Source organism: Escherichia sp. 94.0001 (assembly GCF_013369155.2).
GTDB classification, from domain to species: domain Bacteria; phylum Pseudomonadota; class Gammaproteobacteria; order Enterobacterales; family Enterobacteriaceae; genus Escherichia; species Escherichia coli_F.
The window spans coordinates 1-22,092 of the sequence record NZ_JABWMS020000044.1 but is presented as its reverse complement, the minus strand read 5'-3'; the positions used below and the strand labels follow the sequence as shown (position 1 = coordinate 22,092).

Below are 22,092 nucleotides of genomic sequence, written 5' to 3'. Positions count from 1 at the left end.
TATTTGATTGTCGAATGTTTTTAGTTTTACTTAAAAATATTATTAATTATATTAAATGCAAGGTTAACTAATTGATGTGATGAATTAATAATTTAATGAATGTTATCGAGGGAATGAGATAGATATACCTCATTTTCATGAGGTTATAAATGTAACTAAAAGTAGATACCTTAATTAAAATTTATTATTTTGCCGATAAAATGAACAATTCTATTATTTTGCAATATTAATGTCAGCCGGTTAATTAATTTTATTTTTACATTTTTTTGTATTCAGGTAGATAAAAATTAACCCGCCTTTTAAGGGCGGGTTAACAGAATTTACAGCTTAGGAATCAGCAGTTAACGTTTGATGTCGCTTTTAAAATCGCGTTTTTCATAGCCGGTATACAGCTGACGTGGACGGGCAATCTTCATGCCGTCACTGTGCATTTCGCTCCAGTGGGCGATCCAGCCAACTGTACGTGCCATAGCGAAGATCACGGTGAACATGGAAGACGGAATACCCATCGCTTTCAGGATGATACCAGAGTAGAAATCGACGTTCGGGTACAGTTTCTTCTCGATAAAGTACGGGTCGTTCAGCGCGATGTTTTCCAGCTCCATAGCCACTTCCAGCAGGTCATCCTTCGTGCCCAGCTCTTTCAGGACTTCGTGGCAGGTTTCACGCATGACGGTGGCGCGCGGGTCGTAGTTTTTGTACACGCGGTGACCGAAGCCCATCAGGCGGAAAGAGTCATTCTTGTCTTTCGCACGACGAACAAATTCCGGAATGTGTTTAACGGAGCTGATTTCTTCCAGCATTTTCAGAGCCGCTTCGTTAGCACCACCGTGCGCTGGTCCCCACAACGAAGCAATACCTGCGGCGATACAGGCAAATGGGTTCGCACCCGAAGAGCCAGCGGTACGCACGGTAGATGTAGACGCGTTCTGCTCGTGATCTGCGTGTAGGATCAGAATACGGTCCATCGCGCGTTCCAGAATCGGATTAACTTCATACGGTTCGCACGGCGTGGAGAACATCATATTCAAGAAATTACCGGCGTAGGAGAGATCGTTGCGTGGGTAAACAAACGGCTGGCCGATAGAGTATTTGTAACACATCGCGGCCATGGTCGGCATTTTTGACAGCAGGCGGAACGCGGCAATTTCACGATGACGAGGATTGTTAACATCCAGCGAGTCGTGATAGAACGCCGCCAGCGCGCCGGTAATACCACACATGACTGCCATTGGATGCGAGTCGCGACGGAAAGCATGGAACAGACGGGTAATCTGCTCGTGGATCATGGTATGACGGGTCACCGTAGTTTTAAATTCGTCATACTGTTCCTGAGTTGGTTTTTCACCATTCAGCAGGATGTAACAAACTTCCAGGTAGTTAGAATCGGTCGCCAGCTGATCGATCGGGAAACCGCGGTGCAGCAAAATACCTTCATCACCATCAATAAAAGTAATTTTAGATTCGCAGGATGCGGTTGAAGTGAAGCCTGGGTCAAAGGTGAACACACCTTTTGAACCGAGAGTACGGATATCAATAACGTCTTGACCCAGCGTGCCTTTCAGCACATCCAGTTCAACAGCTGTGTCCCCGTTGAGGGTGAGTTTTGCTTTTGTATCAGCCATTTAAGGTCTCCTTAGCGCCTTATTGCGTAAGACTGCCGGAACTTAAATTTGCCTTCGCACATCAACCTGGCTTTACCCGTTTGTTATTTGGCTCGCCGCTCTGCGGAAGAGGGGAAAACCTGGGTACAGAGCTCTGGGCGCTTGCAGGTAAAGGATCCATTGATGACGAATAAATGGCGAATCAAGTACTTAGCAATCCGAATTATTAAACTTGTCTACCACTAATAACTGTCCCGAATGAATTGGTCAATACTTCCACACTGTTACATAAGTTAATCTTAGGTGAAATACTGACTTCATAACTTTTACGCATTATATGCTTTTCCTGGTAATGTTTGTAACAACTTTGTTGAATGATTGTCAAATTAGATGATTAAAAATTAAATAAATGTTGTTATCGTGACCCAGATCACTGTTCGGGATAAAACCCGACAAACTATATGTAGGTTAATTGTAATGATTTTGTGAACGGCCTATACTGCCGCCAGGTCTCCGGAACACCCTGCAATCCCGAGCCACCCAGCGTTGTAACGTGTCGTTTTCGCATCTGGAAGCAGTGTTTTGCATGACGCGCAGTTATAGAAAGGACGCTGTCTGACCCGCAAGCAGACCGGAGGAAGGAAATCCCGACGTCTCCAGGTAACAGAAAGTTAACCTCTGTGCCCGTAGTCCCCAGGGAATAATAAGAACAGCATGTGGGCGTTATTCATGATAAGAAATGTGAAAAAACAAAGACCTGTTAATCTGGACCTACAGACCATCCGGTTCCCCGTCACGGCGATAGCGTCCATTCTCCATCGCGTTTCCGGTGTGATCACCTTTGTTGCAGTGGGCATCCTGCTGTGGCTTCTGGGTACCAGCCTTTCTTCCCCTGAAGGTTTCGAGCAAGCTTCCGCGATTATGGGCAGCTTCTTCGTCAAATTTATCATGTGGGGCATCCTTACCGCTCTGGCGTATCACGTCGTCGTAGGTATTCGCCACATGATGATGGATTTTGGCTATCTGGAAGAAACATTCGAAGCGGGTAAACGCTCCGCCAAAATCTCCTTTGTTATTACTGTCGTGCTTTCACTTCTCGCAGGAGTCCTCGTATGGTAAGCAACGCCTCCGCATTAGGACGCAATGGCGTACATGATTTTATCCTCGTTCGCGCTACCGCTATCGTCCTGACGCTCTACATCATTTATATGGTCGGTTTTTTCGCTACCAGTGGCGAGCTGACATATGAAGTCTGGATCGGTTTCTTCGCCTCTGCATTCACCAAAGTGTTCACCCTGCTGGCGCTGTTTTCTATCTTGATCCATGCCTGGATCGGCATGTGGCAGGTGTTGACCGACTACGTTAAACCGCTGGCCTTGCGCCTGATGCTGCAACTGGTGATTGTCGTTGCACTGGTGGTTTACGTGATTTATGGATTCGTTGTGGTGTGGGGTGTGTGATGAAATTGCCAGTCAGAGAATTTGATGCAGTTGTGATTGGTGCCGGTGGCGCAGGTATGCGCGCGGCGCTGCAAATTTCCCAGAGCGGCCAAACCTGTGCGCTGCTCTCCAAAGTCTTCCCGACCCGTTCCCATACCGTTTCTGCGCAAGGTGGCATTACCGTTGCGCTGGGTAATACCCATGAAGATAACTGGGAATGGCATATGTACGACACCGTAAAAGGGTCGGACTATATCGGTGACCAGGACGCGATTGAATATATGTGTAAAACCGGGCCGGAAGCGATTCTGGAACTGGAACACATGGGGCTACCGTTCTCGCGTCTTGATGATGGACGTATCTATCAACGTCCGTTTGGCGGCCAGTCGAAAAACTTCGGTGGCGAGCAAGCGGCACGTACTGCGGCGGCAGCTGACCGTACCGGTCACGCACTGTTGCACACGCTTTATCAGCAGAACCTGAAAAACCACACCACCATTTTCTCCGAGTGGTATGCGCTGGATCTGGTGAAGAACCAGGATGGTGCGGTAGTTGGTTGTACCGCACTGTGCATCGAAACCGGTGAAGTGGTTTACTTCAAAGCCCGTGCGACTGTGCTGGCAACCGGCGGGGCAGGGCGTATTTATCAGTCCACCACCAACGCGCACATTAACACCGGCGACGGCGTCGGTATGGCTATCCGCGCAGGTGTACCTGTGCAGGATATGGAAATGTGGCAGTTCCACCCGACCGGTATAGCAGGTGCGGGCGTACTGGTCACCGAAGGTTGCCGTGGTGAAGGCGGTTACCTGCTGAACAAACATGGCGAACGCTTTATGGAGCGTTATGCGCCGAACGCCAAAGATCTGGCGGGCCGTGACGTGGTGGCGCGTTCCATCATGATCGAAATCCGTGAAGGTCGCGGCTGTGATGGTCCGTGGGGGCCACATGCAAAACTGAAACTCGACCACCTGGGTAAAGAAGTTCTCGAATCCCGTCTGCCGGGTATTCTTGAACTCTCCCGTACCTTCGCACACGTCGATCCGGTGAAAGAGCCGATTCCGGTTATCCCAACCTGTCACTACATGATGGGCGGTATTCCGACCAAAGTGACCGGCCAGGCGCTGACGGTGAACGAGAAAGGCGAAGATGTGGTTGTTCCGGGGCTGTTCGCGGTAGGTGAAATCGCTTGTGTATCGGTACACGGCGCTAACCGTCTTGGCGGCAACTCGCTGCTGGACCTGGTGGTCTTTGGTCGCGCAGCGGGCCTGCATCTGCAAGAGTCTATTGCCGAGCAGGGCGCACTGCGCGATGCCAGCGAGTCTGATGTTGAAGCGTCTCTGGATCGTCTGAATCGCTGGAACAACAACCGTAATGGTGAAGATCCAGTGGCGATTCGTAAAGCACTGCAAGAATGTATGCAGCATAACTTCTCGGTCTTCCGTGAAGGTGATGCGATGGCAAAAGGGCTTGAGCAGTTGAAAGTGATCCGCGAGCGTTTGAAAAATGCCCGTCTGGATGACACTTCCAGCGAGTTCAACACCCAGCGCGTTGAATGCCTGGAACTGGATAACCTGATGGAAACGGCGTATGCAACGGCTGTTTCTGCCAACTTCCGTACCGAAAGCCGTGGCGCGCATAGCCGCTTCGACTTCCCGGATCGTGATGATGAAAACTGGCTGTGCCACTCCCTGTATCTGCCAGAGTCGGAATCCATGACGCGCCGAAGCGTCAACATGGAACCGAAACTGCGCCCGGCATTCCCGCCGAAGATTCGTACTTACTAATGCGGAGACAGGAAAATGAGACTCGAGTTTTCAATTTATCGCTATAACCCGGATGTTGATGATGCTCCGCGTATGCAGGATTACACCCTGGAAGCGGAAGAAGGTCGCGACATGATGCTGCTGGATGCGCTTATCCAGTTGAAAGAGAAAGATCCCAGCCTGTCGTTCCGCCGCTCCTGCCGTGAAGGTGTGTGCGGTTCCGACGGTCTGAACATGAACGGCAAGAATGGTCTGGCCTGTATTACCCCGATTTCGGCACTCAACCAGCCGGGCAAGAAGATTGTGATTCGCCCGCTGCCAGGTTTACCGGTGATCCGCGATTTGGTGGTAGACATGGGACAATTCTATGCGCAATATGAGAAAATTAAGCCTTACCTGTTGAATAATGGACAAAATCCGCCAGCTCGCGAGCATTTACAGATGCCAGAGCAGCGCGAAAAACTCGACGGGCTGTATGAATGTATTCTCTGCGCATGTTGTTCAACCTCTTGTCCGTCTTTCTGGTGGAATCCCGATAAGTTTATCGGCCCGGCAGGCTTGTTAGCGGCATATCGTTTCCTGATCGATAGCCGTGATACCGAGACTGACAGCCGCCTCGACGGTTTGAGCGATGCATTCAGTGTATTCCGCTGTCACAGCATCATGAACTGCGTCAGTGTATGTCCGAAGGGGCTGAACCCGACGCGCGCCATCGGCCATATCAAGTCGATGTTGTTGCAACGTAATGCATAAATTCAAGGCCTGATAAGACGCGCAAGCGTCGCATCAGGCAACCAGGGCCGGATGCGGCGTGAATGCGTTATCCGGCCTACAAAAGAAATGCAGGAAATCTTTAAAAACTGCCCCTGACACTAAGACAGTTTTTAAAGGTTCCTTCGCGAGCCACTACGTAGACAAGAGCTCGCAAGTGAACCCCGGCACGCACATCACTGTGCGTGGTAGTATCCACGGCGAAGTAAGCATAAAAAAGATGCTTAAGGGATCACGATGCAGAACAGCGCTTTGAAAGCCTGGTTGGACTCTTCTTACCTCTCTGGCGCAAACCAGAGCTGGATAGAACAGCTCTATGAAGACTTCTTAACCGATCCTGACTCGGTTGACGCTAACTGGCGTTCGACGTTCCAGCAGTTACCTGGTACGGGAGTCAAACCGGATCAATTCCACTCTCAAACGCGTGAATATTTCCGCCGCCTGGCGAAAGACGCTTCACGTTACTCTTCAACGATCTCCGACCCTGACACCAATGTGAAGCAGGTTAAAGTCCTGCAGCTCATTAACGCATACCGCTTCCGCGGTCACCAGCATGCGAATCTCGATCCGCTGGGACTGTGGCAGCAAGATAAAGTGGCCGATCTGGATCCGTCTTTCCACGATCTGACCGAAGCAGACTTCCAGGAGACCTTCAACGTCGGTTCATTTGCCAGCGGCAAAGAAACCATGAAACTCGGCGAGCTGCTGGAAGCCCTCAAGCAAACCTACTGCGGCCCGATTGGTGCCGAGTACATGCACATTACCAGCACCGAAGAAAAACGCTGGATCCAACAGCGTATCGAGTCTGGTCGCGCGACTTTCAATAGCGAAGAGAAAAAACGCTTCTTAAGCGAACTGACCGCCGCTGAAGGCCTTGAACGTTACCTCGGCGCAAAATTCCCTGGCGCAAAACGCTTCTCGCTGGAAGGCGGTGATGCGTTAATCCCGATGCTTAAAGAGATGATCCGCCATGCTGGCAATAGCGGCACCCGTGAAGTGGTTCTTGGGATGGCGCACCGTGGTCGTCTGAACGTGCTGGTTAACGTGCTGGGTAAAAAACCGCAAGACTTGTTCGACGAGTTTGCCGGTAAACATAAAGAACACCTCGGCACGGGCGACGTGAAATACCACATGGGCTTCTCGTCTGACTTCCAGACCGATGGCGGCCTGGTTCACCTGGCGCTGGCGTTTAACCCGTCTCACCTTGAGATTGTAAGCCCGGTAGTTATCGGTTCTGTTCGCGCCCGTCTGGACAGACTCGATGAGCCGAGCAGCAACAAAGTGCTGCCAATCACCATCCACGGTGATGCCGCAGTGACCGGGCAGGGCGTGGTTCAGGAAACCCTGAACATGTCGAAAGCGCGTGGTTATGAAGTTGGCGGTACGGTACGTATCGTTATCAACAACCAGGTTGGCTTCACCACCTCTAACCCGCTGGATGCCCGTTCTACGCCGTACTGTACTGATATCGGCAAGATGGTACAGGCACCGATTTTCCACGTTAATGCGGATGATCCGGAAGCCGTTGCCTTTGTGACCCGTCTGGCGCTCGATTTCCGTAACACCTTTAAACGCGATGTCTTCATCGACCTGGTGTGCTACCGCCGTCACGGCCACAACGAAGCCGACGAGCCGAGTGCAACTCAGCCGCTGATGTATCAGAAAATCAAAAAACATCCGACGCCGCGCAAAATCTACGCTGACAAGCTGGAGCAGGAAAAAGTCGCGACGCTGGAAGATGCCACCGAGATGGTTAACCTTTACCGCGATGCGCTGGATGCTGGCGATTGCGTGGTAGCAGAGTGGCGTCCGATGAACATGCACTCTTTCACCTGGTCGCCGTACCTCAACCACGAATGGGACGAAGAGTACCCGAACAAAGTTGAGATGAAGCGCCTGCAGGAACTGGCTAAACGTATCAGTACGGTGCCGGAAGCGGTTGAAATGCAGTCTCGCGTTGCCAAAATTTATGGCGATCGCCAGGCAATGGCTGCCGGTGAGAAACTGTTCGACTGGGGCGGCGCGGAAAACCTCGCTTACGCCACGCTGGTTGATGAAGGCATTCCGGTCCGCCTGTCGGGTGAAGACTCCGGTCGCGGTACCTTCTTCCATCGCCATGCGGTGATCCACAACCAGTCCAACGGTTCCACTTACACGCCGCTGCAACATATCCATAATGGTCAGGGCGCGTTCCGCGTCTGGGACTCCGTACTGTCTGAAGAAGCAGTGCTGGCGTTTGAATACGGTTATGCCACCGCAGAGCCGCGCACGCTGACTATCTGGGAAGCGCAGTTTGGTGACTTCGCTAACGGTGCGCAGGTGGTTATCGACCAGTTCATCTCCTCTGGCGAACAGAAATGGGGTCGGATGTGTGGCCTGGTGATGTTGCTGCCGCACGGTTACGAAGGGCAGGGGCCGGAGCACTCCTCCGCGCGTCTGGAACGTTATCTGCAACTTTGCGCTGAGCAAAACATGCAGGTGTGCGTACCGTCTACCCCGGCACAGGTTTACCACATGCTGCGTCGTCAGGCGCTGCGCGGGATGCGTCGTCCGCTGGTGGTGATGTCGCCGAAATCCCTGCTGCGTCATCCGCTGGCGGTTTCCAGCCTCGAAGAACTGGCGAACGGCACCTTCCTGCCTGCCATTGGTGAAATCGACGAGCTTGATCCGAAGGGTGTGAAGCGCGTAGTGATGTGTTCTGGTAAGGTTTATTACGACCTGTTGGAACAACGCCGTAAGAACAATCAACACGATGTCGCCATCGTGCGTATCGAGCAACTCTATCCGTTCCCGCATAAAGCGATGCAGGAAGTGTTGCAGCAGTTTGCTCACGTCAAGGATTTTGTCTGGTGCCAGGAAGAGCCGCTCAACCAGGGCGCATGGTACTGCAGCCAGCATCATTTCCGTGAAGTGATTCCGTTTGGGGCTTCTCTGCGTTATGCAGGCCGCCCGGCCTCCGCCTCTCCGGCGGTAGGGTATATGTCCGTTCACCAGAAACAGCAACAAGATCTGGTTAATGACGCGCTGAACGTCGAATAAATAAAGGATACACAATGAGTAGCGTAGATATTCTGGTCCCTGACCTGCCTGAATCCGTAGCCGATGCCACCGTCGCAACCTGGCATAAAAAACCCGGCGACGCAGTCGTACGTGATGAAGTGCTGGTAGAAATCGAAACTGACAAAGTGGTACTGGAAGTACCGGCATCAGCAGACGGCATTCTGGATGCGGTTCTGGAAGATGAAGGTACAACCGTAACGTCTCGTCAGATCCTTGGTCGCCTGCGTGAAGGCAACAGCGCCGGTAAAGAAACCAGCGCCAAATCTGAAGAGAAAGCGTCCACTCCGGCACAACGCCAACAGGCGTCTCTGGAAGAGCAAAATAACGATGCGTTAAGCCCGGCGATCCGTCGCCTGCTGGCTGAACACAATCTTGATGCCAGCGCCATTAAAGGCACCGGTGTAGGTGGTCGTCTGACCCGTGAAGATGTGGAAAAACATCTGGCGAAAGCCCCGGCGAAAGAGTCTGCACCGGCAGCAGCTACTACGGCGGCGCAACCGGCTCTGGCTGCACGTAGCGAAAAACGTGTTCCGATGACTCGCCTGCGTAAGCGTGTGGCAGAGCGTCTGCTGGAAGCGAAAAACTCTACTGCCATGCTGACCACGTTCAACGAAGTCAACATGAAGCCGATTATGGATCTGCGTAAGCAGTACGGTGAAGCGTTTGAAAAACGTCACGGCATCCGTCTGGGCTTTATGTCCTTCTACGTGAAAGCGGTGGTTGAAGCCCTGAAACGTTACCCGGAAGTGAATGCTTCTATCGACGGCGATGATGTGGTTTACCACAACTATTTCGACGTCAGCATGGCGGTATCGACCCCGCGCGGCCTGGTGACGCCGGTTCTGCGTGATGTGGATACCCTCGGCATGGCAGACATCGAGAAGAAAATCAAAGAGCTGGCAGTTAAAGGCCGTGACGGCAAGCTGACGGTTGAAGATCTGACCGGTGGTAACTTTACCATCACCAACGGTGGTGTGTTCGGTTCCCTGATGTCTACGCCTATCATCAACCCGCCGCAGAGCGCAATTCTGGGTATGCACGCTATCAAAGATCGTCCGATGGCAGTGAATGGTCAGGTTGAGATCCTGCCGATGATGTACCTGGCGCTGTCCTACGATCACCGTCTGATCGATGGTCGCGAATCCGTGGGCTTCCTAGTAACGATCAAAGAGTTGCTGGAAGATCCGACGCGTCTGCTGCTGGACGTGTAGTAGTTTAAGTTTCACCTGCACTGTAGACCGGATGAGGCATTATCGCTTTCTCCGGCAATTGAAGCCTGATGCGACGCTGACGCGTCTTATCAGGCCTACGGGTGACCGACAATACCCGGAAGCGATACGAAATATTCGGTCTACGGTTTAAAAGATAACGATTACTGAAGGATGGACAGAACACATGAACTTACATGAATATCAGGCAAAACAACTGTTTGCCCGCTATGGCTTACCAGCACCGGTGGGTTATGCCTGTACTACTCCGCGCGAAGCAGAAGAAGCCGCTTCAAAAATCGGTGCCGGTCCGTGGGTAGTGAAATGTCAGGTTCACGCTGGTGGCCGCGGTAAAGCGGGCGGTGTGAAAGTTGTAAACAGCAAAGAAGACATCCGTGCTTTTGCAGAAAACTGGCTGGGCAAGCGTCTGGTAACGTATCAAACAGATGCTAATGGCCAACCGGTTAACCAGATTCTGGTTGAAGCAGCGACCGATATCGCTAAAGAGCTGTATCTTGGTGCCGTTGTAGACCGTAGTTCCCGTCGCGTGGTCTTTATGGCCTCCACTGAAGGCGGCGTGGAAATCGAAAAAGTGGCGGAAGAAACTCCGCACCTGATCCACAAAGTTGCGCTTGATCCGCTGACTGGCCCGATGCCGTATCAGGGGCGTGAGCTGGCGTTCAAACTGGGCCTGGAAGGTAAACTGGTTCAACAGTTCACCAAAATTTTCATGGGTCTGGCGACCATTTTCCTTGAGCGCGACCTTGCTCTTATCGAAATTAACCCGCTGGTTATTACCAAACAGGGCGATCTGATCTGCCTCGACGGTAAACTGGGTGCTGATGGCAACGCACTGTTCCGCCAGCCTGATCTGCGCGAAATGCGCGACCAGTCGCAGGAAGATCCACGTGAAGCACAGGCTGCACAGTGGGAACTGAACTACGTTGCACTGGACGGTAACATCGGTTGTATGGTTAACGGCGCAGGTCTGGCGATGGGCACCATGGACATCGTTAAACTGCACGGCGGCGAACCGGCTAACTTCCTGGACGTTGGCGGTGGCGCAACCAAAGAACGTGTAACCGAAGCATTCAAAATCATCCTCTCTGACGACAAAGTGAAAGCCGTTCTGGTTAACATCTTCGGCGGTATCGTTCGTTGCGACCTGATCGCTGACGGTATCATCGGCGCGGTAGCGGAAGTGGGTGTTAACGTACCGGTCGTGGTACGTCTGGAAGGTAACAACGCCGAACTCGGCGCGAAGAAACTGGCTGACAGCGGCCTGAATATTATTGCAGCAAAAGGTCTGACGGATGCAGCTCAGCAGGTTGTTGCCGCAGTGGAGGGGAAATAATGTCCATTTTAATTGATAAAAACACCAAGGTTATCTGCCAGGGCTTTACTGGTAGCCAGGGGACTTTCCACTCTGAACAGGCCATTGCATACGGCACTAAAATGGTTGGCGGCGTAACCCCAGGTAAAGGCGGTACTACCCACCTCGGTCTGCCGGTGTTCAACACCGTGCGTGAAGCCGTTGCTGCCACTGGCGCTACCGCTTCTGTTATCTACGTACCGGCTCCGTTCTGCAAAGACTCCATTCTGGAAGCCATCGACGCAGGTATCAAACTGATTATCACCATCACTGAAGGCATCCCGACGCTGGATATGCTGACGGTGAAAGTGAAACTGGACGAAGCTGGCGTACGCATGATCGGCCCGAACTGCCCGGGCGTTATCACTCCGGGTGAATGTAAAATCGGCATCCAGCCTGGTCACATTCACAAACCGGGTAAAGTGGGTATCGTTTCCCGTTCTGGTACACTGACCTATGAAGCGGTTAAACAGACCACGGATTACGGTTTCGGTCAGTCGACCTGTGTTGGTATCGGCGGCGACCCGATCCCTGGCTCTAACTTTATCGACATCCTCGAAATGTTCGAAAAAGATCCGCAGACCGAAGCGATCGTGATGATCGGTGAGATCGGCGGTAGCGCTGAAGAAGAAGCGGCTGCGTACATCAAAGAGCACGTTACCAAGCCAGTTGTGGGTTACATCGCTGGTGTGACTGCGCCGAAAGGCAAACGTATGGGCCACGCGGGTGCGATCATTGCCGGTGGTAAAGGGACTGCGGATGAGAAATTCGCTGCTCTGGAAGCCGCAGGCGTGAAAACCGTTCGCAGCCTGGCGGATATCGGTGAAGCACTGAAAACTGTTCTGAAATAAATACCTGTAATAAGAAATAGCCCTCGCCGCTTCCCTCTACAGGAATGGCGAAGGGCTGTCGGTTTCGACATGGTTGGCCATCATATGATGGCCTTTTTTATGCCTTAAACGTTAACCACGGTCGAAATCTGACCGCTGGCTGAATTAATCCGGCCTCTTGTTGGGCTTCGATAACCGGACCAATATCTTTATAAGCAGCTGGCGCTTCTTCAATACGCCGTTCTTCGCGCAATGTGACGCATTGCCACGGCAACGTTGACTCTTCAGTCGCGCGTGAGCGCATGGCCTGCCGACGCTGGCTGCGTCCTGCTCCGTGACTGCAAGACCACAGCCACTCCGGGTTGCCGCAACCTACCGCAAGCCACGAATAATCGCCCATTGAACCAGGGATTAACGCCAGATTGCCCGCGCGTGCCGGTGTTGCACCTTTGCGATGAATATTCATATCATGCTCGTGAAGGATGATGTTATGCGGCACATCCACCACCAGATGTGAATCATCCTGATGAAATAAATCGGCAAAACATACGCGAACCATTTCCGCAATTGTCACGCGATTTAACCATGCGTAACGCGCCGCCATTCCCATCGCTTGTAAATATTCCTCCGCCAGTCCGCCTGCCAGACCATATAACCCGCTTTGTGGATGTTTATGTCCGGTGGGCCATTCAGCACGGGCGCGATCCATCCAGCGTCTTCCGACGTAAAAGCCAACATCTCGCGATCCACTGTGGATCATCACCACAATATCGCCTGTTTTCAGCCCTTGTTGCCAGGCTACATGGCGATCAACCACGCTATCAACGACCTGAAGTTCAATAAAATGATTACCTGAACCCGGCGTACCAAGACAAGGATCGCGGAGTAATGCGCGGTCCGTTGCCAGCAGGGCGGGTGGGGCATAACGCGAATGACTGTTATGCTCGTTAAGCCCAATGCAGCGGTCAATCTCTTGTACCATTCGGGGGATATTCGTGCGTGTCCAGAGACCTGCTGATGGCAAGGTCGACACGCAATCTGCCGGTCCGCCATCAAAAAGCGCGGTGAACGCCTGTGCGGATAACGGAACATCGCGCTCATTTTGCAGTAGCACTTGCGTTAACCGCTGAGCGATGACGTCTTTATGCGCTTCGGCTTGCTCAAGTGTTAATCCGGTCGTCAGCAGCCGCATGCCACAAGAAATATCGGTGCCGATGGCGGCGGGAATGACTAAATCCGGCGTTGAGGCCACCACCGCGCCAACGGGGACGCCATTGCCGGGATGAAAATCTGGCGTCGCGCACGTCTGGCGCACATAACCTGGGTGGTCTGGTAGCTTCACATCTGCAAAATCAAGCAGTTGTGTCACTGCTTTTTCTTCCAGCGGCAGTTCGTCCGGCAGCAGTACGCGGGCACTGGCTCCTGATGGACGACATAATGAAACAATATTGTTGGCGCGGGAAAGTTGGATCCCTTTGCGCAGAAAGGCTTTATCAAGCCTTGAAAGATGATGCATAACGCTGTCCTGAAATATAGACGTTAATCAACCCCCTGTATTGCGAGGGTAATTTTGTCTTTCCGGTCAGCAGCCAGCAAAAGGGAAAGAAAACGCGCGTAGTGTATGCAGCAATGACGATCAATACAAGATAAAAAAGACTATTAACAAACGGGGGGGTTATAAAAGGGGTAAGTTATCGACGCCAGATTGTAAAATATGAAAAATGATAATTTCCAGTGGGTATATTTTAAGATTTATTTTTACGCCTATTTTTACGTCGGGTAACTATCCATTGTTGCCGTTTTTTAATTATCAAAAGTGGGATGAAAACAAATGGATTATTAATGATAATAAAACATGTCTTTATGACGAATAATGAAGATCTTATTTTAAATATCATTGTGTTATGCGCACTGTGTGGTGTCGGAACACCTGTTGTTACGCTAATATCTGGTCGTTATTAACGCATTTCTTAGATAATTAAATTACTGACATCTTGCAATCTCATCATATTCATATGTTCAAATTAGAAAATATTTTGCCAACAATATCACTTTTTCGACAAGTTAAATTAAGCATATTGAATTCGCATACAACGCGTTGGTGGTTTTGAATTTATATTCATAGTGAATATACCAAGACAAACAATATTCACTAAATGAATTAATAATACAAAATGATAAACGGGAATTATAGAAACCGTTTCTATATTCATTCGTTCGTTTTTTCTGACCGATTACAGCGTTTAATTTTATCAAGTAACAGGAGAAGATTCATGAGTAAGCCTTCAGACCCGCGTATTGATACCAGCCGTGTAATCCATGCGCCACACGGTACGCAGCTGCACTGCAAAAATTGGCAAATTGAAGCAGCCTACCGGATGTTGCAGAACAACCTTGATCCCGACGTTGCCGAAAATCCACAGCATCTGGTGGTGTATGGCGGTATTGGTCGTGCGGCACGTAACTGGGAGTGTTTTGACAAAATCCTTGAATCACTGAAAAATCTGGAAGCTGATGAGTCACTGCTGGTTCAGTCCGGTAAACCCGTAGGCGTGTTTAAAACGCATACCGATGCGCCGCGCGTATTGATTGCCAACTCTAACCTGGTACCGCAATGGGCCAACTGGGATCATTTCAATGAACTGGATCGTAAAGGTCTGTTCATGTACGGCCAGATGACCGCTGGCTCGTGGATCTACATCGGTAGTCAGGGCATTGTGCAGGGAACGTTCGAAACCTTTGTTGAAGCGGGTCGTCAGCACTACAACAATTCGCTGAGTGGAAAATGGATACTGACCGCGGGGCTCGGTGGTATGGGTGGCGCACAACCGCTGGCGGCGACTCTGGCGGGGGCGTGCTCATTAAATATCGAGTGCCAGCAAAGTAGCATCGACTTCCGACTGCGTACCCGTTATGTCGATAAACAAGCGAAAGATCTTGATGATGCACTGGCGCTGATTAAATACCATACCGAGCGCAAAGACGCTGTTTCAATCGCGCTGTTGGGCAATGCGGCGGAAATTGTTCCTGAGCTGGTGAAACGTGCGCATCAGGGGGCGATTAAGCCGGATCTGGTAACCGACCAGACTTCCGCTCACGATCTGGTTTATGGCTACCTACCGATGGGCTGGAGCGTAGAACAATGGCGCGCTGCACAGCAGGATCCACAGCAACACGCCAGATTGCAAAAAGAAGCGGCACAGAGCTGCGTCGCACATGTTCAGGGGATGCTGGACTTCCAGGCGATGGGGATCCCGGTTGTCGATTATGGCAACAACATCCGCCAGGTGGCCTTCAACGAAGGTCTGCAAAATGCCTTTGATTTCCCGGGCTTTGTTCCGGCTTATATTCGTCCAATGTTTTGTGAAGGCAAAGGTCCATTCCGTTGGGTGGCGCTGTCTGGCGACCCGGAAGATATCTATAAAACCGATGCCAAAATTAAAGAGTTGTTCCCCAATAACGTACTGACGCATCGCTGGCTGGATATGGCGCGCGAGCGCATTGCCTTCCAGGGACTTCCTTCACGTATTTGCTGGCTGGGGCTTGGTGAGCGTCACCTGGCGGGGCTGGCATTCAACGAAATGGTGCGCAACGGTGAACTAAAAGCACCGATTGTGATTGGGCGCGATCATCTTGATACCGGTTCTGTCGCCAGCCCGAACCGCGAAACCGAAAGCATGCTTGATGGCAGTGATGCGGTTTCTGACTGGCCGTTGCTCAACGGTTTGCTCAACACTGCAGGGGGAGCAACGTGGGTATCCCTGCATCATGGCGGCGGCGTCGGGATGGGGTATTCACAACACGCCGGGATGGTTATTGTTGCCGATGGTAGCGAAGAAGCCGAAAAACGTCTGGCGCGTGTGCTGGTGAATGACTGTGCGTCCGGGGTTATGCGTCATGCGGATGCGGGTTATGAAGCGGCAATTGAATGTGCCAAAAACTATGGTCTGAAATTACCGATGATTCGCTAAATATTAACGCCGTCATTTAATATTTGCGCTAATACAGGCGGAGAATAATTCGCCTGTATAACAATAATTATCAAAAAATATTTTTACATCGTCGAGAGAAATATCTCCCGACCCTCTATTGCTGTTTCAAAAAATGACCTCTCATTTTGCAGGAGACTTTTTCATGGAATCAAGCAGCCCTATCCGCAGTAAAAAGCCAGTATTAGAATCAAATACGATTAACGCCGTTCCTGAGTCTGCTCGCCACGGCGCGCCATCCAGTCAGTTTACTTTATGGCTAAGTGCTAACTTACAAATTACCGCAGTGGTGGACGGTGCGTTAGCGATTATTTTTGGCTCCGAAGCTATGTCAGCAATAATTGGTTTATTAATCGGTAATATTATTGGTGGTGCAGTAATGGCATTGCACTCGTCGCAGGGGGCAAAGCTGGGATTACCCCAGATGATCTCCAGTCGTATCCGCTTTGGCGTTAAAGGAGCGGCGCTACCGTTACTGATGGTGATTATTATGTACCTTGGATTTGCCGCGACGGGTACAGTATTATCCGGTCAGGCGATTAACCGGATATTTGGTTTCGAATCGGCATCGACCGGAATTATTATTTTCGGCATGCTGACCGCGATGATCGCATTGGTCGGTTATAAACTAATTCACGTCGTTGGCCGTGTTGCAGGGATATTAAGTATTCTGGGGTTTATTTACCTGGCCACTCAACTTAGCGGTCACTACGATGTGGCTGCGGCATTTGGTCAAAAGCCATTTAGTCTGTCGGTCTTTTTATTAACGATTGCTCTCTCTGCCGGATGGCAATTAACGTTTGCCCCTTACGCCTCTGATTATTCCCGCTATTTACCCTCTGATACGCCAGCAAAATCAATCTTCTTTGCCACCTTTCTGGGAACCACGCTTGGTGCGCAATGTGCCATGACGTTTGGCGTACTTGTTGCGGCCTGTGGTGCTAACTTCCTGAAGGATCAGGTTGGTTTTATGGGCGAGTTAGCCGGACCCACCTTCGCCATTCTGATTTATATGGTGATTGTTTGCGGCAAACTGACGGTGAACTGTTTGAATGCCTACGGTGGCTTTATGTCGATTCTGGCGACCGTCAGCGCCTTTAATGATCGCAGTCAGGTTTCACAGCGTGTTCGTGCTGCCTACGTTGTAGGGTTCGTGCTGTTGTCGATGGTCGTCGCGCTGGCGGCAAGCGCAGATTTTTTGAATAATTTCAAAAACTTCGTTCTGCTACTGTTGACGGTATTTGTTCCGTGGAGTGCCATTAATCTCATCGATTATTACTTCATCTCACAAGGTAAAACCGATATTCCAGCGCTTTATACCCCGGAAGGGCGTTATGGCGCGTATAACAAAACCGCTTTGACGTGCTATGGCGTAGGCGTGTTGGTGCAGATCCCCTTCCTGAATCAAAAACTGTATCAGGGACCCATTTCTGTCCTGATGGATGGGGCGGATATCTCCTGGATTGTCGGCTTGTTAATTACCGCCGTTATCTATTACCCGTGGGCCAAACGCACCACCTGCGTTCCTGCTTATACGATTTATCCCGAGTCTTAATATGGAACCGATGCTGATTTCTGCAATGGATAAGCCGCTGCAACCGTGGCGCAACGGCGGGGGGTTTACCCGACAGCTGCTTGCCTGGCCCGATGATGAAAACTGGTTGTTGCGCATCAGTATGGCGAATGTCAGTCAGGATGGCCCTTTTTCAGCGTGGCCTGGCGTGGTTCGTGGCCTCGCGATCCTCGACGGGGAAGGGGTGAAGCTAACGTTTGCCGATTCGATCATCAACCTGCAACGTCACGATCCCGCCTTAATTTTCCCTGGAGAAGCTATGCCTGATTGCCAGCTGCTGGGTGGCGGGGTTCGCGATCTGAATATTATGGCGCGGGAAGGCGATGCGGGGATGCGTCGTGTGCAAAGCGTCATTGACTGGCTCCCTCCGGCGCATGCGCAAGCGGGGCTGTTCACGCTGTGTGAAGGGGAGTGGATAAGCGGCGAGAACAGGGTGTTTGTAACGGCGAATACGTTGTTATGGCGGTTTGCGCCTGATGGCAACTCCTGGCGTTTCGTACCACAGCAAAAAGTCTCCGTCGGCGAGCTGGCGGGTTGGTGGATTTATTATCTACGAGGGGAAAAATCCTTATGAGTGCATTTACGCTCTGGCGAAATACCACCCTGACGACGCTTTCGGCTAATGATTGGGGGGTGATTGAAAACGGTGCATTAATCAGCCGTGGTGACTCGATTGTCTGGCTTGGGAAGGCCACGCAGATCCCCCGTGAACTGACGGCTGATATTACAGAGGAACACGATCTACAGGGTAAGTTACTGACACCCGGTCTGGTGGATTGTCATACACATCTGGTGTATGGCGGCCAGAGGGCGAACGAGTTTGAGATGCGGTTGCAAGGCGAGGCTTATGAAGATATCGCCAGAGCGGGCGGCGGGATCTTATCTACGGTTAATGCCACGCGGGCAGCCAGCGAAACACAGCTGTTTGAACTGGCGGCGCAGCGACTGCGAAACTGGCAACGTGAAGGCGTCAGTACGCTTGAAATCAAATCGGGTTATGGCTTAACGCTGGAAGATGAAGCGCGTTGTTTACGCGTGATCCGCCGCTTGCAGCAATCTACCGGGTTACATATTCAGTCTACGTTTCTCGGGGCGCACAGCCTGCCGCCAGAGTTTGCCGGGCGCAGTGATGATTACATTACGGCGCTTTGCGACTGGATGTGCGCGTTGCATGAACAGGGGCTGATTGATGCAGTTGATGCTTTTTGTGAAAACATCGCCTTTACTCCAGAGCAGGTATGGCGCGTTTTCAGTAAAGCGCAAAGCTATGGATTACCTGTAAAACTGCATGCCGAACAGCTTTCTGACCAGCAAGGCGCGGCGCTGGCAGCGGCGTTTTCTGCACTCTCCTGCGATCATCTGGAGTACCTGAGCGAGTCGGGGATCGCCGCCATGAAAGCGGCTGGAACAGTGGCGGTTTTGCTTCCCGGTGCTTATTACTTCCTGCGCGAAACCCATCTGCCGCCGATTGTCGCTCTGCGGGCCGCAGGTGTGCCGATTGCCATCTCCACGGATCATAACCCCGGAACGTCTCCCAACATGTCATTGCAGTTGATGATCAATATGGCCTGTACGCTGTTTCACATGACCCCGCTGGAAGCCGTTCAGGGCGTTACATGTCATGCGGCAAAAGCGCTTGGACTTGTTGATCGGGGTGAACTTGCGCCGGGACTACGGGCGGATATGGCTGTTTGGGATCTTAATCATCCGCGTGAGCTGGCTTACTGGTTTGGGCACCAGCCTTGTCTGGGGCTGATTGTCGGCGGAAAAAGGAGTTGGTAATGAAGCAAACATTTATGGCATGGAGTGGACGTGTTGACTCGCAGGAAACTGGCGTCAGCACCCGCTGGCATCAGCATGTAAAACCGTTTACCGAACAAAGTCATGGAGGCAGTACGCTGATTGGTTTTGCCGTCGATGACGGGGTGCAACGTAACGGTGGGCGAGCGGGCGCAGCAGGCGGACCGGGCGCATTACGCAGCATGTTGGGCAATATGCCAGTGCTCCATGAAGGCGCTATTTTTGACATGGGTGACGTGCAAAGCGAAGACCACGCGCTGGAACCCGCACAAAACCGTCTGGCGGAAAACGTGGCTATGGCAATTGCGCGCGGCAGTTTGCCGGTCGTTCTGGGCGGCGGTCATGAAGTGGCATGGGGAACATTTCAGGGGATTATGCAGTCGCGTCCGGATATTCGGCGACTGCTGATAGTCAACCTTGACGCGCATTTTGATTTGCGGATGGCGGAAAAGGCCAATTCGGGTACGCCGTTTCGCCAGATGCAGGAGTGGAATGCGCAGCATGGCAAACCGTTTCATTATCGCGTGCTGGGAATAAGCCGTTATGCCAACACTCAGGCGTTATTTGATCGTGCTGATTGTCTTGGTGTGCGTTATTGGCTGGATGAATCTCTGCAATTTGAACGTGGTTTGCATGAGATTGTTAATGCGCTCTCGGCAGATATTCAGGCGTGTGACGCCATTTATTTAACGATTTGTCTTGATGTCTTACCGGGTTATCAGGCTCCTGGCGTTTCTGCGCCTTCGCCGTTAGGCGTGCCATTAAATATTGCTGAGGCTATTGTGAATTTAATTGCCGGTAGCGAGAAGTTGATTGCTGCGGATATTGCCGAACTGAACCCAGATTTGGACCGCGATAATTTGACCGCGAAGGTTGCCGCTCGCCTGGCTGCCACTATTGTCCGTCGAGGAAAAACAGATAAAACAAATTAAGAGGTTGTTGCAGTAATCCGTTGTTAAACTCATCAAAATAAGGAAACACAATGAAAGGATTGATACGCAGAGTCACTGTCACCGTTGTGCTCTGGAGCATTTGCTCCATCGCGATGGCAAAATCAACCATTACGCTGGATGGCGAACATCTCTCTATTGACCAGGCCTGGTCAATTGCATTAGGTGATAACGGCGTCAAAATCGCGTCGAACGCCATGGAGCGCATGGAAAAAAGTTATGATCTGGTGATGACTGCCGCGCATTCAGGTACGCCTGTTTATGGCTTAACCGTGGGCGTGGGGCTAAATAAAGATCAGCCCATATTTGATGCCAAAGGAAATTTAACGCCTGAGGTGATTGACGCATCGAAAAAATTTAATGCTGCCGCGCTGCGCGCCCATTCTGCGGGCGTCGGTCCGATGTTGCCGGATTATCTTGCCCGTCTCTCAATGGTGTTACGTTTAAATACTATGTTGCATGGGCAAACCGGCGCGCAGCCTTATATTGCCGAGTTGTATGCCGAGTTTATTAATCGAGGCGTTACGCCGTTAATTCCGGCGCGGGGAAGTATCGGCGCAGCGGATATTATGCTCGCTTCACACGTTGGTCTGGTGATGATGGGCGAGTGGAAAGCGCGGGTTAATGGCGTGGAAATGAGTGGTGGCGATGCGCTGGTGAAAGTGGGGCTTAAACCACTGGTCCCGCAGGGTAAAGATATGCTGGCGATTTTGTCGAACAACAGTGTCGGAACAGCATATGCAATTGAAGCGGTACGGTCGGCACGCCAGGTGCTGAACGTCAGTCCGGTGGTTTTCGCCATGAGCCTCGAAGCGTTGAATGGCAATGTCGCGCCGGTACTGCCGCAGTCGATCGCCGTGCGTCCTTTCCCGCAGTTGGCTGATTCCGCTAAAGAGATTCGCGATGCGTTAAATGGTTCTTATTTATGGCATAAGGATGACAAACGTGCATTGCAGGATCCGTTATCGTTCAGAACGACGGTGTATACCATTTCTGAGGCAATGCGCGCGTTGCGCGATGCTGAAGATACCATTACCGTGCAGATCAACAGTTCCGATGACAACCCGGCAACCGTGCTGAATGCAGACAAAGCGTATCAGGACTCCAGTCAGGTCGCGCAATATTTTGTTAAAGATGGGGCAATCAGCGGTGGGATCTTCCCGACGGCGAATTTCGAATCGTTACCGGTTGCGCTTGCCACCCAGCGTCTGACCGTGGCGTTAGTGCATGTTTCACATAACAGTATGCGCCGCTCGCTGCATCTTGAAGATGATCACTTTACCGGTTTGTCACGCTTCTTGTCGGCAGCAGGTAATAAAGGTCATGGCTTCGGTTCATTACATATCCCGTTTGTTGCGCTGCATGCGGAAAATGTCGATCTCGCTAACCCGGTTTCTTTCGATATTCAACCGGTAGCCGGAGGCATTGAAGATACGGGTGCCAATAACGACCACGCGGCGAGAAGATTGAAACAGGTTGTTGATAATTTGAATGTCATTTATGGCATTGAACTGATGCATTCTGCCCAGGCGATTGATTTGCGCTTGCAAGCCGATCCACAGCTGGCGTTAGGCAAATCAACAAAAGCGATGTTCACCGCTTATCGTCAAGTCGTGCCATTTGTCAGCCAGGATCGGGTCTTTACCCCGGATATTGAAGCATCGCAAAAATTCTTAGAGGGATATGCTATAAATCAAAAATAAAATCTATGTTGATTGTTTATCATTATA

At 51.4% G+C, this 22,092-nt stretch carries 17 protein-coding genes; 14 read left to right on the top strand and 3 right to left on the bottom strand.

Going from position 1 to position 22,092, the window contains the following annotated elements:
* Positions 1–341 precede the first annotated feature (341 nt).
* Positions 342–1,625 (bottom strand): citrate synthase, encoded by a 1,284-nt coding sequence (gene gltA, locus HEN33_RS17505; RefSeq protein ID WP_000785834.1) that lies wholly within the window; start codon positions 1,623–1,625, stop codon positions 342–344.
* A 205-nt stretch (positions 1,626–1,830) separates the two neighbouring features.
* Complete coding sequence (locus HEN33_RS17500; RefSeq protein WP_123057340.1) at positions 1,831–1,938, bottom strand: hypothetical protein; 108 nt, start codon at positions 1,936–1,938, stop codon at positions 1,831–1,833.
* A gap of 380 nt (positions 1,939–2,318) precedes the next feature.
* On the opposite strand from HEN33_RS17500, the gene sdhC reads away from it, so the two are divergent.
* The 8 genes from sdhC (at position 2,319) to sucD (ending at position 12,071) form a co-directional block, all read left to right on the top strand.
* Complete coding sequence (gene sdhC, locus HEN33_RS17495; RefSeq protein ID WP_000263355.1) at positions 2,319–2,723, top strand: succinate dehydrogenase cytochrome b556 subunit; 405 nt, start codon at positions 2,319–2,321, stop codon at positions 2,721–2,723.
* The gene (gene sdhD / locus HEN33_RS17490; RefSeq protein WP_000254365.1) at positions 2,717–3,064 is read left to right on the top strand and encodes a succinate dehydrogenase membrane anchor subunit; all 348 of its coding nucleotides are present in this window, start codon (positions 2,717–2,719) and stop codon (positions 3,062–3,064) included. Before sdhC ends, sdhD begins: the two co-directional genes overlap by 7 nt.
* Positions 3,064–4,830: a succinate dehydrogenase flavoprotein subunit gene (gene sdhA / locus HEN33_RS17485; protein ID WP_000775540.1), complete on the top strand. Its 1,767-nt coding sequence runs from the start codon at positions 3,064–3,066 to the stop codon at positions 4,828–4,830. The genes sdhD and sdhA overlap by 1 nt, the downstream gene beginning before the upstream one ends.
* Before the next feature lie 15 nt (positions 4,831–4,845).
* Positions 4,846–5,562, top strand: coding sequence for a succinate dehydrogenase iron-sulfur subunit SdhB (gene sdhB / locus HEN33_RS17480; RefSeq protein ID WP_001235263.1), 717 nt, complete (start codon positions 4,846–4,848; stop codon positions 5,560–5,562).
* Between the two features lie 255 nt (positions 5,563–5,817).
* Positions 5,818–8,619 carry a 2-oxoglutarate dehydrogenase E1 component gene (sucA, locus tag HEN33_RS17475; RefSeq protein ID WP_001181473.1) on the top strand — a complete coding sequence of 934 codons (2,802 nt, stop codon included), beginning with the start codon at positions 5,818–5,820 and terminating at the stop codon, positions 8,617–8,619.
* A 14-nt stretch (positions 8,620–8,633) separates the two neighbouring features.
* Entirely contained in the window at positions 8,634–9,851 is a 1,218-nt protein-coding gene (gene odhB, locus HEN33_RS17470) for a 2-oxoglutarate dehydrogenase complex dihydrolipoyllysine-residue succinyltransferase (RefSeq protein WP_000099835.1), read from the top strand.
* A gap of 184 nt (positions 9,852–10,035) precedes the next feature.
* Positions 10,036–11,202: an ADP-forming succinate--CoA ligase subunit beta gene (gene sucC, locus HEN33_RS17465; RefSeq protein WP_001048602.1), complete on the top strand. Its 1,167-nt coding sequence runs from the start codon at positions 10,036–10,038 to the stop codon at positions 11,200–11,202.
* Positions 11,202–12,071 carry a succinate--CoA ligase subunit alpha gene (gene sucD / locus HEN33_RS17460; RefSeq protein WP_000025458.1) on the top strand — a complete coding sequence of 290 codons (870 nt, stop codon included), beginning with the start codon at positions 11,202–11,204 and terminating at the stop codon, positions 12,069–12,071. Before sucC ends, sucD begins: the two co-directional genes overlap by 1 nt.
* Positions 12,072–12,168: 97 nt before the next feature.
* Here sucD and HEN33_RS17455 read toward each other — a convergent pair whose 3' ends face one another.
* On the bottom strand, positions 12,169–13,566 hold the full coding sequence (locus tag HEN33_RS17455) for an RtcB family protein (protein ID WP_176263169.1): 1,398 nt from the start codon (positions 13,564–13,566) through the stop codon (positions 12,169–12,171).
* A 757-nt stretch (positions 13,567–14,323) separates the two neighbouring features.
* Between HEN33_RS17455 and hutU the strand changes: the two genes are divergently transcribed.
* The 6 genes from hutU (at position 14,324) to HEN33_RS17425 (ending at position 22,065) form a co-directional block, all read left to right on the top strand.
* Positions 14,324–16,021 (top strand): urocanate hydratase, encoded by a 1,698-nt coding sequence (hutU, locus tag HEN33_RS17450; RefSeq protein ID WP_088541582.1) that lies wholly within the window; start codon positions 14,324–14,326, stop codon positions 16,019–16,021.
* A 163-nt stretch (positions 16,022–16,184) separates the two neighbouring features.
* Complete coding sequence (locus HEN33_RS17445) at positions 16,185–17,594, top strand: cytosine permease (protein ID WP_088541583.1); 1,410 nt, start codon at positions 16,185–16,187, stop codon at positions 17,592–17,594.
* Between the two features lie 10 nt (positions 17,595–17,604).
* Positions 17,605–18,186 carry a HutD/Ves family protein gene (locus tag HEN33_RS17440; RefSeq protein ID WP_231347637.1) on the top strand — a complete coding sequence of 194 codons (582 nt, stop codon included), beginning with the start codon at positions 17,605–17,607 and terminating at the stop codon, positions 18,184–18,186.
* Entirely contained in the window at positions 18,183–19,394 is a 1,212-nt protein-coding gene (gene hutI, locus HEN33_RS17435; RefSeq protein WP_176263527.1) for an imidazolonepropionase, read from the top strand. Before HEN33_RS17440 ends, hutI begins: the two co-directional genes overlap by 4 nt.
* Entirely contained in the window at positions 19,394–20,344 is a 951-nt protein-coding gene (gene hutG, locus HEN33_RS17430; RefSeq protein ID WP_176263528.1) for a formimidoylglutamase, read from the top strand. The genes hutI and hutG overlap by 1 nt, the downstream gene beginning before the upstream one ends.
* 50 nt (positions 20,345–20,394) lie before the next feature.
* Positions 20,395–22,065 (top strand): HAL/PAL/TAL family ammonia-lyase, encoded by a 1,671-nt coding sequence (locus HEN33_RS17425; RefSeq protein WP_183083450.1) that lies wholly within the window; start codon positions 20,395–20,397, stop codon positions 22,063–22,065.
* Positions 22,066–22,092 lie beyond the last annotated feature (27 nt).

What these genes read in the sequence shown, in the direction of transcription:
- hutU (WP_088541582.1), top strand. Translation starts at nt 14,324, where the DNA reads ATGAGTAAGCCTTCAGACCCGCGTATTGATACCAGCCGTGTAATCCAT.
- hutI (WP_176263527.1), top strand. Translation starts at nt 18,183, where the DNA reads ATGAGTGCATTTACGCTCTGGCGAAATACCACCCTGACGACGCTTTCG.
- sdhA (WP_000775540.1), top strand. Translation starts at nt 3,064, where the DNA reads ATGAAATTGCCAGTCAGAGAATTTGATGCAGTTGTGATTGGTGCCGGT.
- sucD (WP_000025458.1), top strand. Translation starts at nt 11,202, where the DNA reads ATGTCCATTTTAATTGATAAAAACACCAAGGTTATCTGCCAGGGCTTT.
- sdhC (WP_000263355.1), top strand. Translation starts at nt 2,319, where the DNA reads ATGTGGGCGTTATTCATGATAAGAAATGTGAAAAAACAAAGACCTGTT.
- HEN33_RS17500 (WP_123057340.1), bottom strand. Translation starts at nt 1,938, where the DNA reads ATGCGTAAAAGTTATGAAGTCAGTATTTCACCTAAGATTAACTTATGT.
- hutG (WP_176263528.1), top strand. Translation starts at nt 19,394, where the DNA reads ATGAAGCAAACATTTATGGCATGGAGTGGACGTGTTGACTCGCAGGAA.
- sdhD (WP_000254365.1), top strand. Translation starts at nt 2,717, where the DNA reads ATGGTAAGCAACGCCTCCGCATTAGGACGCAATGGCGTACATGATTTT.
- HEN33_RS17440 (WP_231347637.1), top strand. Translation starts at nt 17,605, where the DNA reads ATGCTGATTTCTGCAATGGATAAGCCGCTGCAACCGTGGCGCAACGGC.
- HEN33_RS17455 (WP_176263169.1), bottom strand. Translation starts at nt 13,566, where the DNA reads ATGCATCATCTTTCAAGGCTTGATAAAGCCTTTCTGCGCAAAGGGATC.
- sdhB (WP_001235263.1), top strand. Translation starts at nt 4,846, where the DNA reads ATGAGACTCGAGTTTTCAATTTATCGCTATAACCCGGATGTTGATGAT.
- gltA (WP_000785834.1), bottom strand. Translation starts at nt 1,625, where the DNA reads ATGGCTGATACAAAAGCAAAACTCACCCTCAACGGGGACACAGCTGTT.
- HEN33_RS17445 (WP_088541583.1), top strand. Translation starts at nt 16,185, where the DNA reads ATGGAATCAAGCAGCCCTATCCGCAGTAAAAAGCCAGTATTAGAATCA.
- HEN33_RS17425 (WP_183083450.1), top strand. Translation starts at nt 20,395, where the DNA reads ATGAAAGGATTGATACGCAGAGTCACTGTCACCGTTGTGCTCTGGAGC.
- sucA (WP_001181473.1), top strand. Translation starts at nt 5,818, where the DNA reads ATGCAGAACAGCGCTTTGAAAGCCTGGTTGGACTCTTCTTACCTCTCT.
- odhB (WP_000099835.1), top strand. Translation starts at nt 8,634, where the DNA reads ATGAGTAGCGTAGATATTCTGGTCCCTGACCTGCCTGAATCCGTAGCC.
- sucC (WP_001048602.1), top strand. Translation starts at nt 10,036, where the DNA reads ATGAACTTACATGAATATCAGGCAAAACAACTGTTTGCCCGCTATGGC.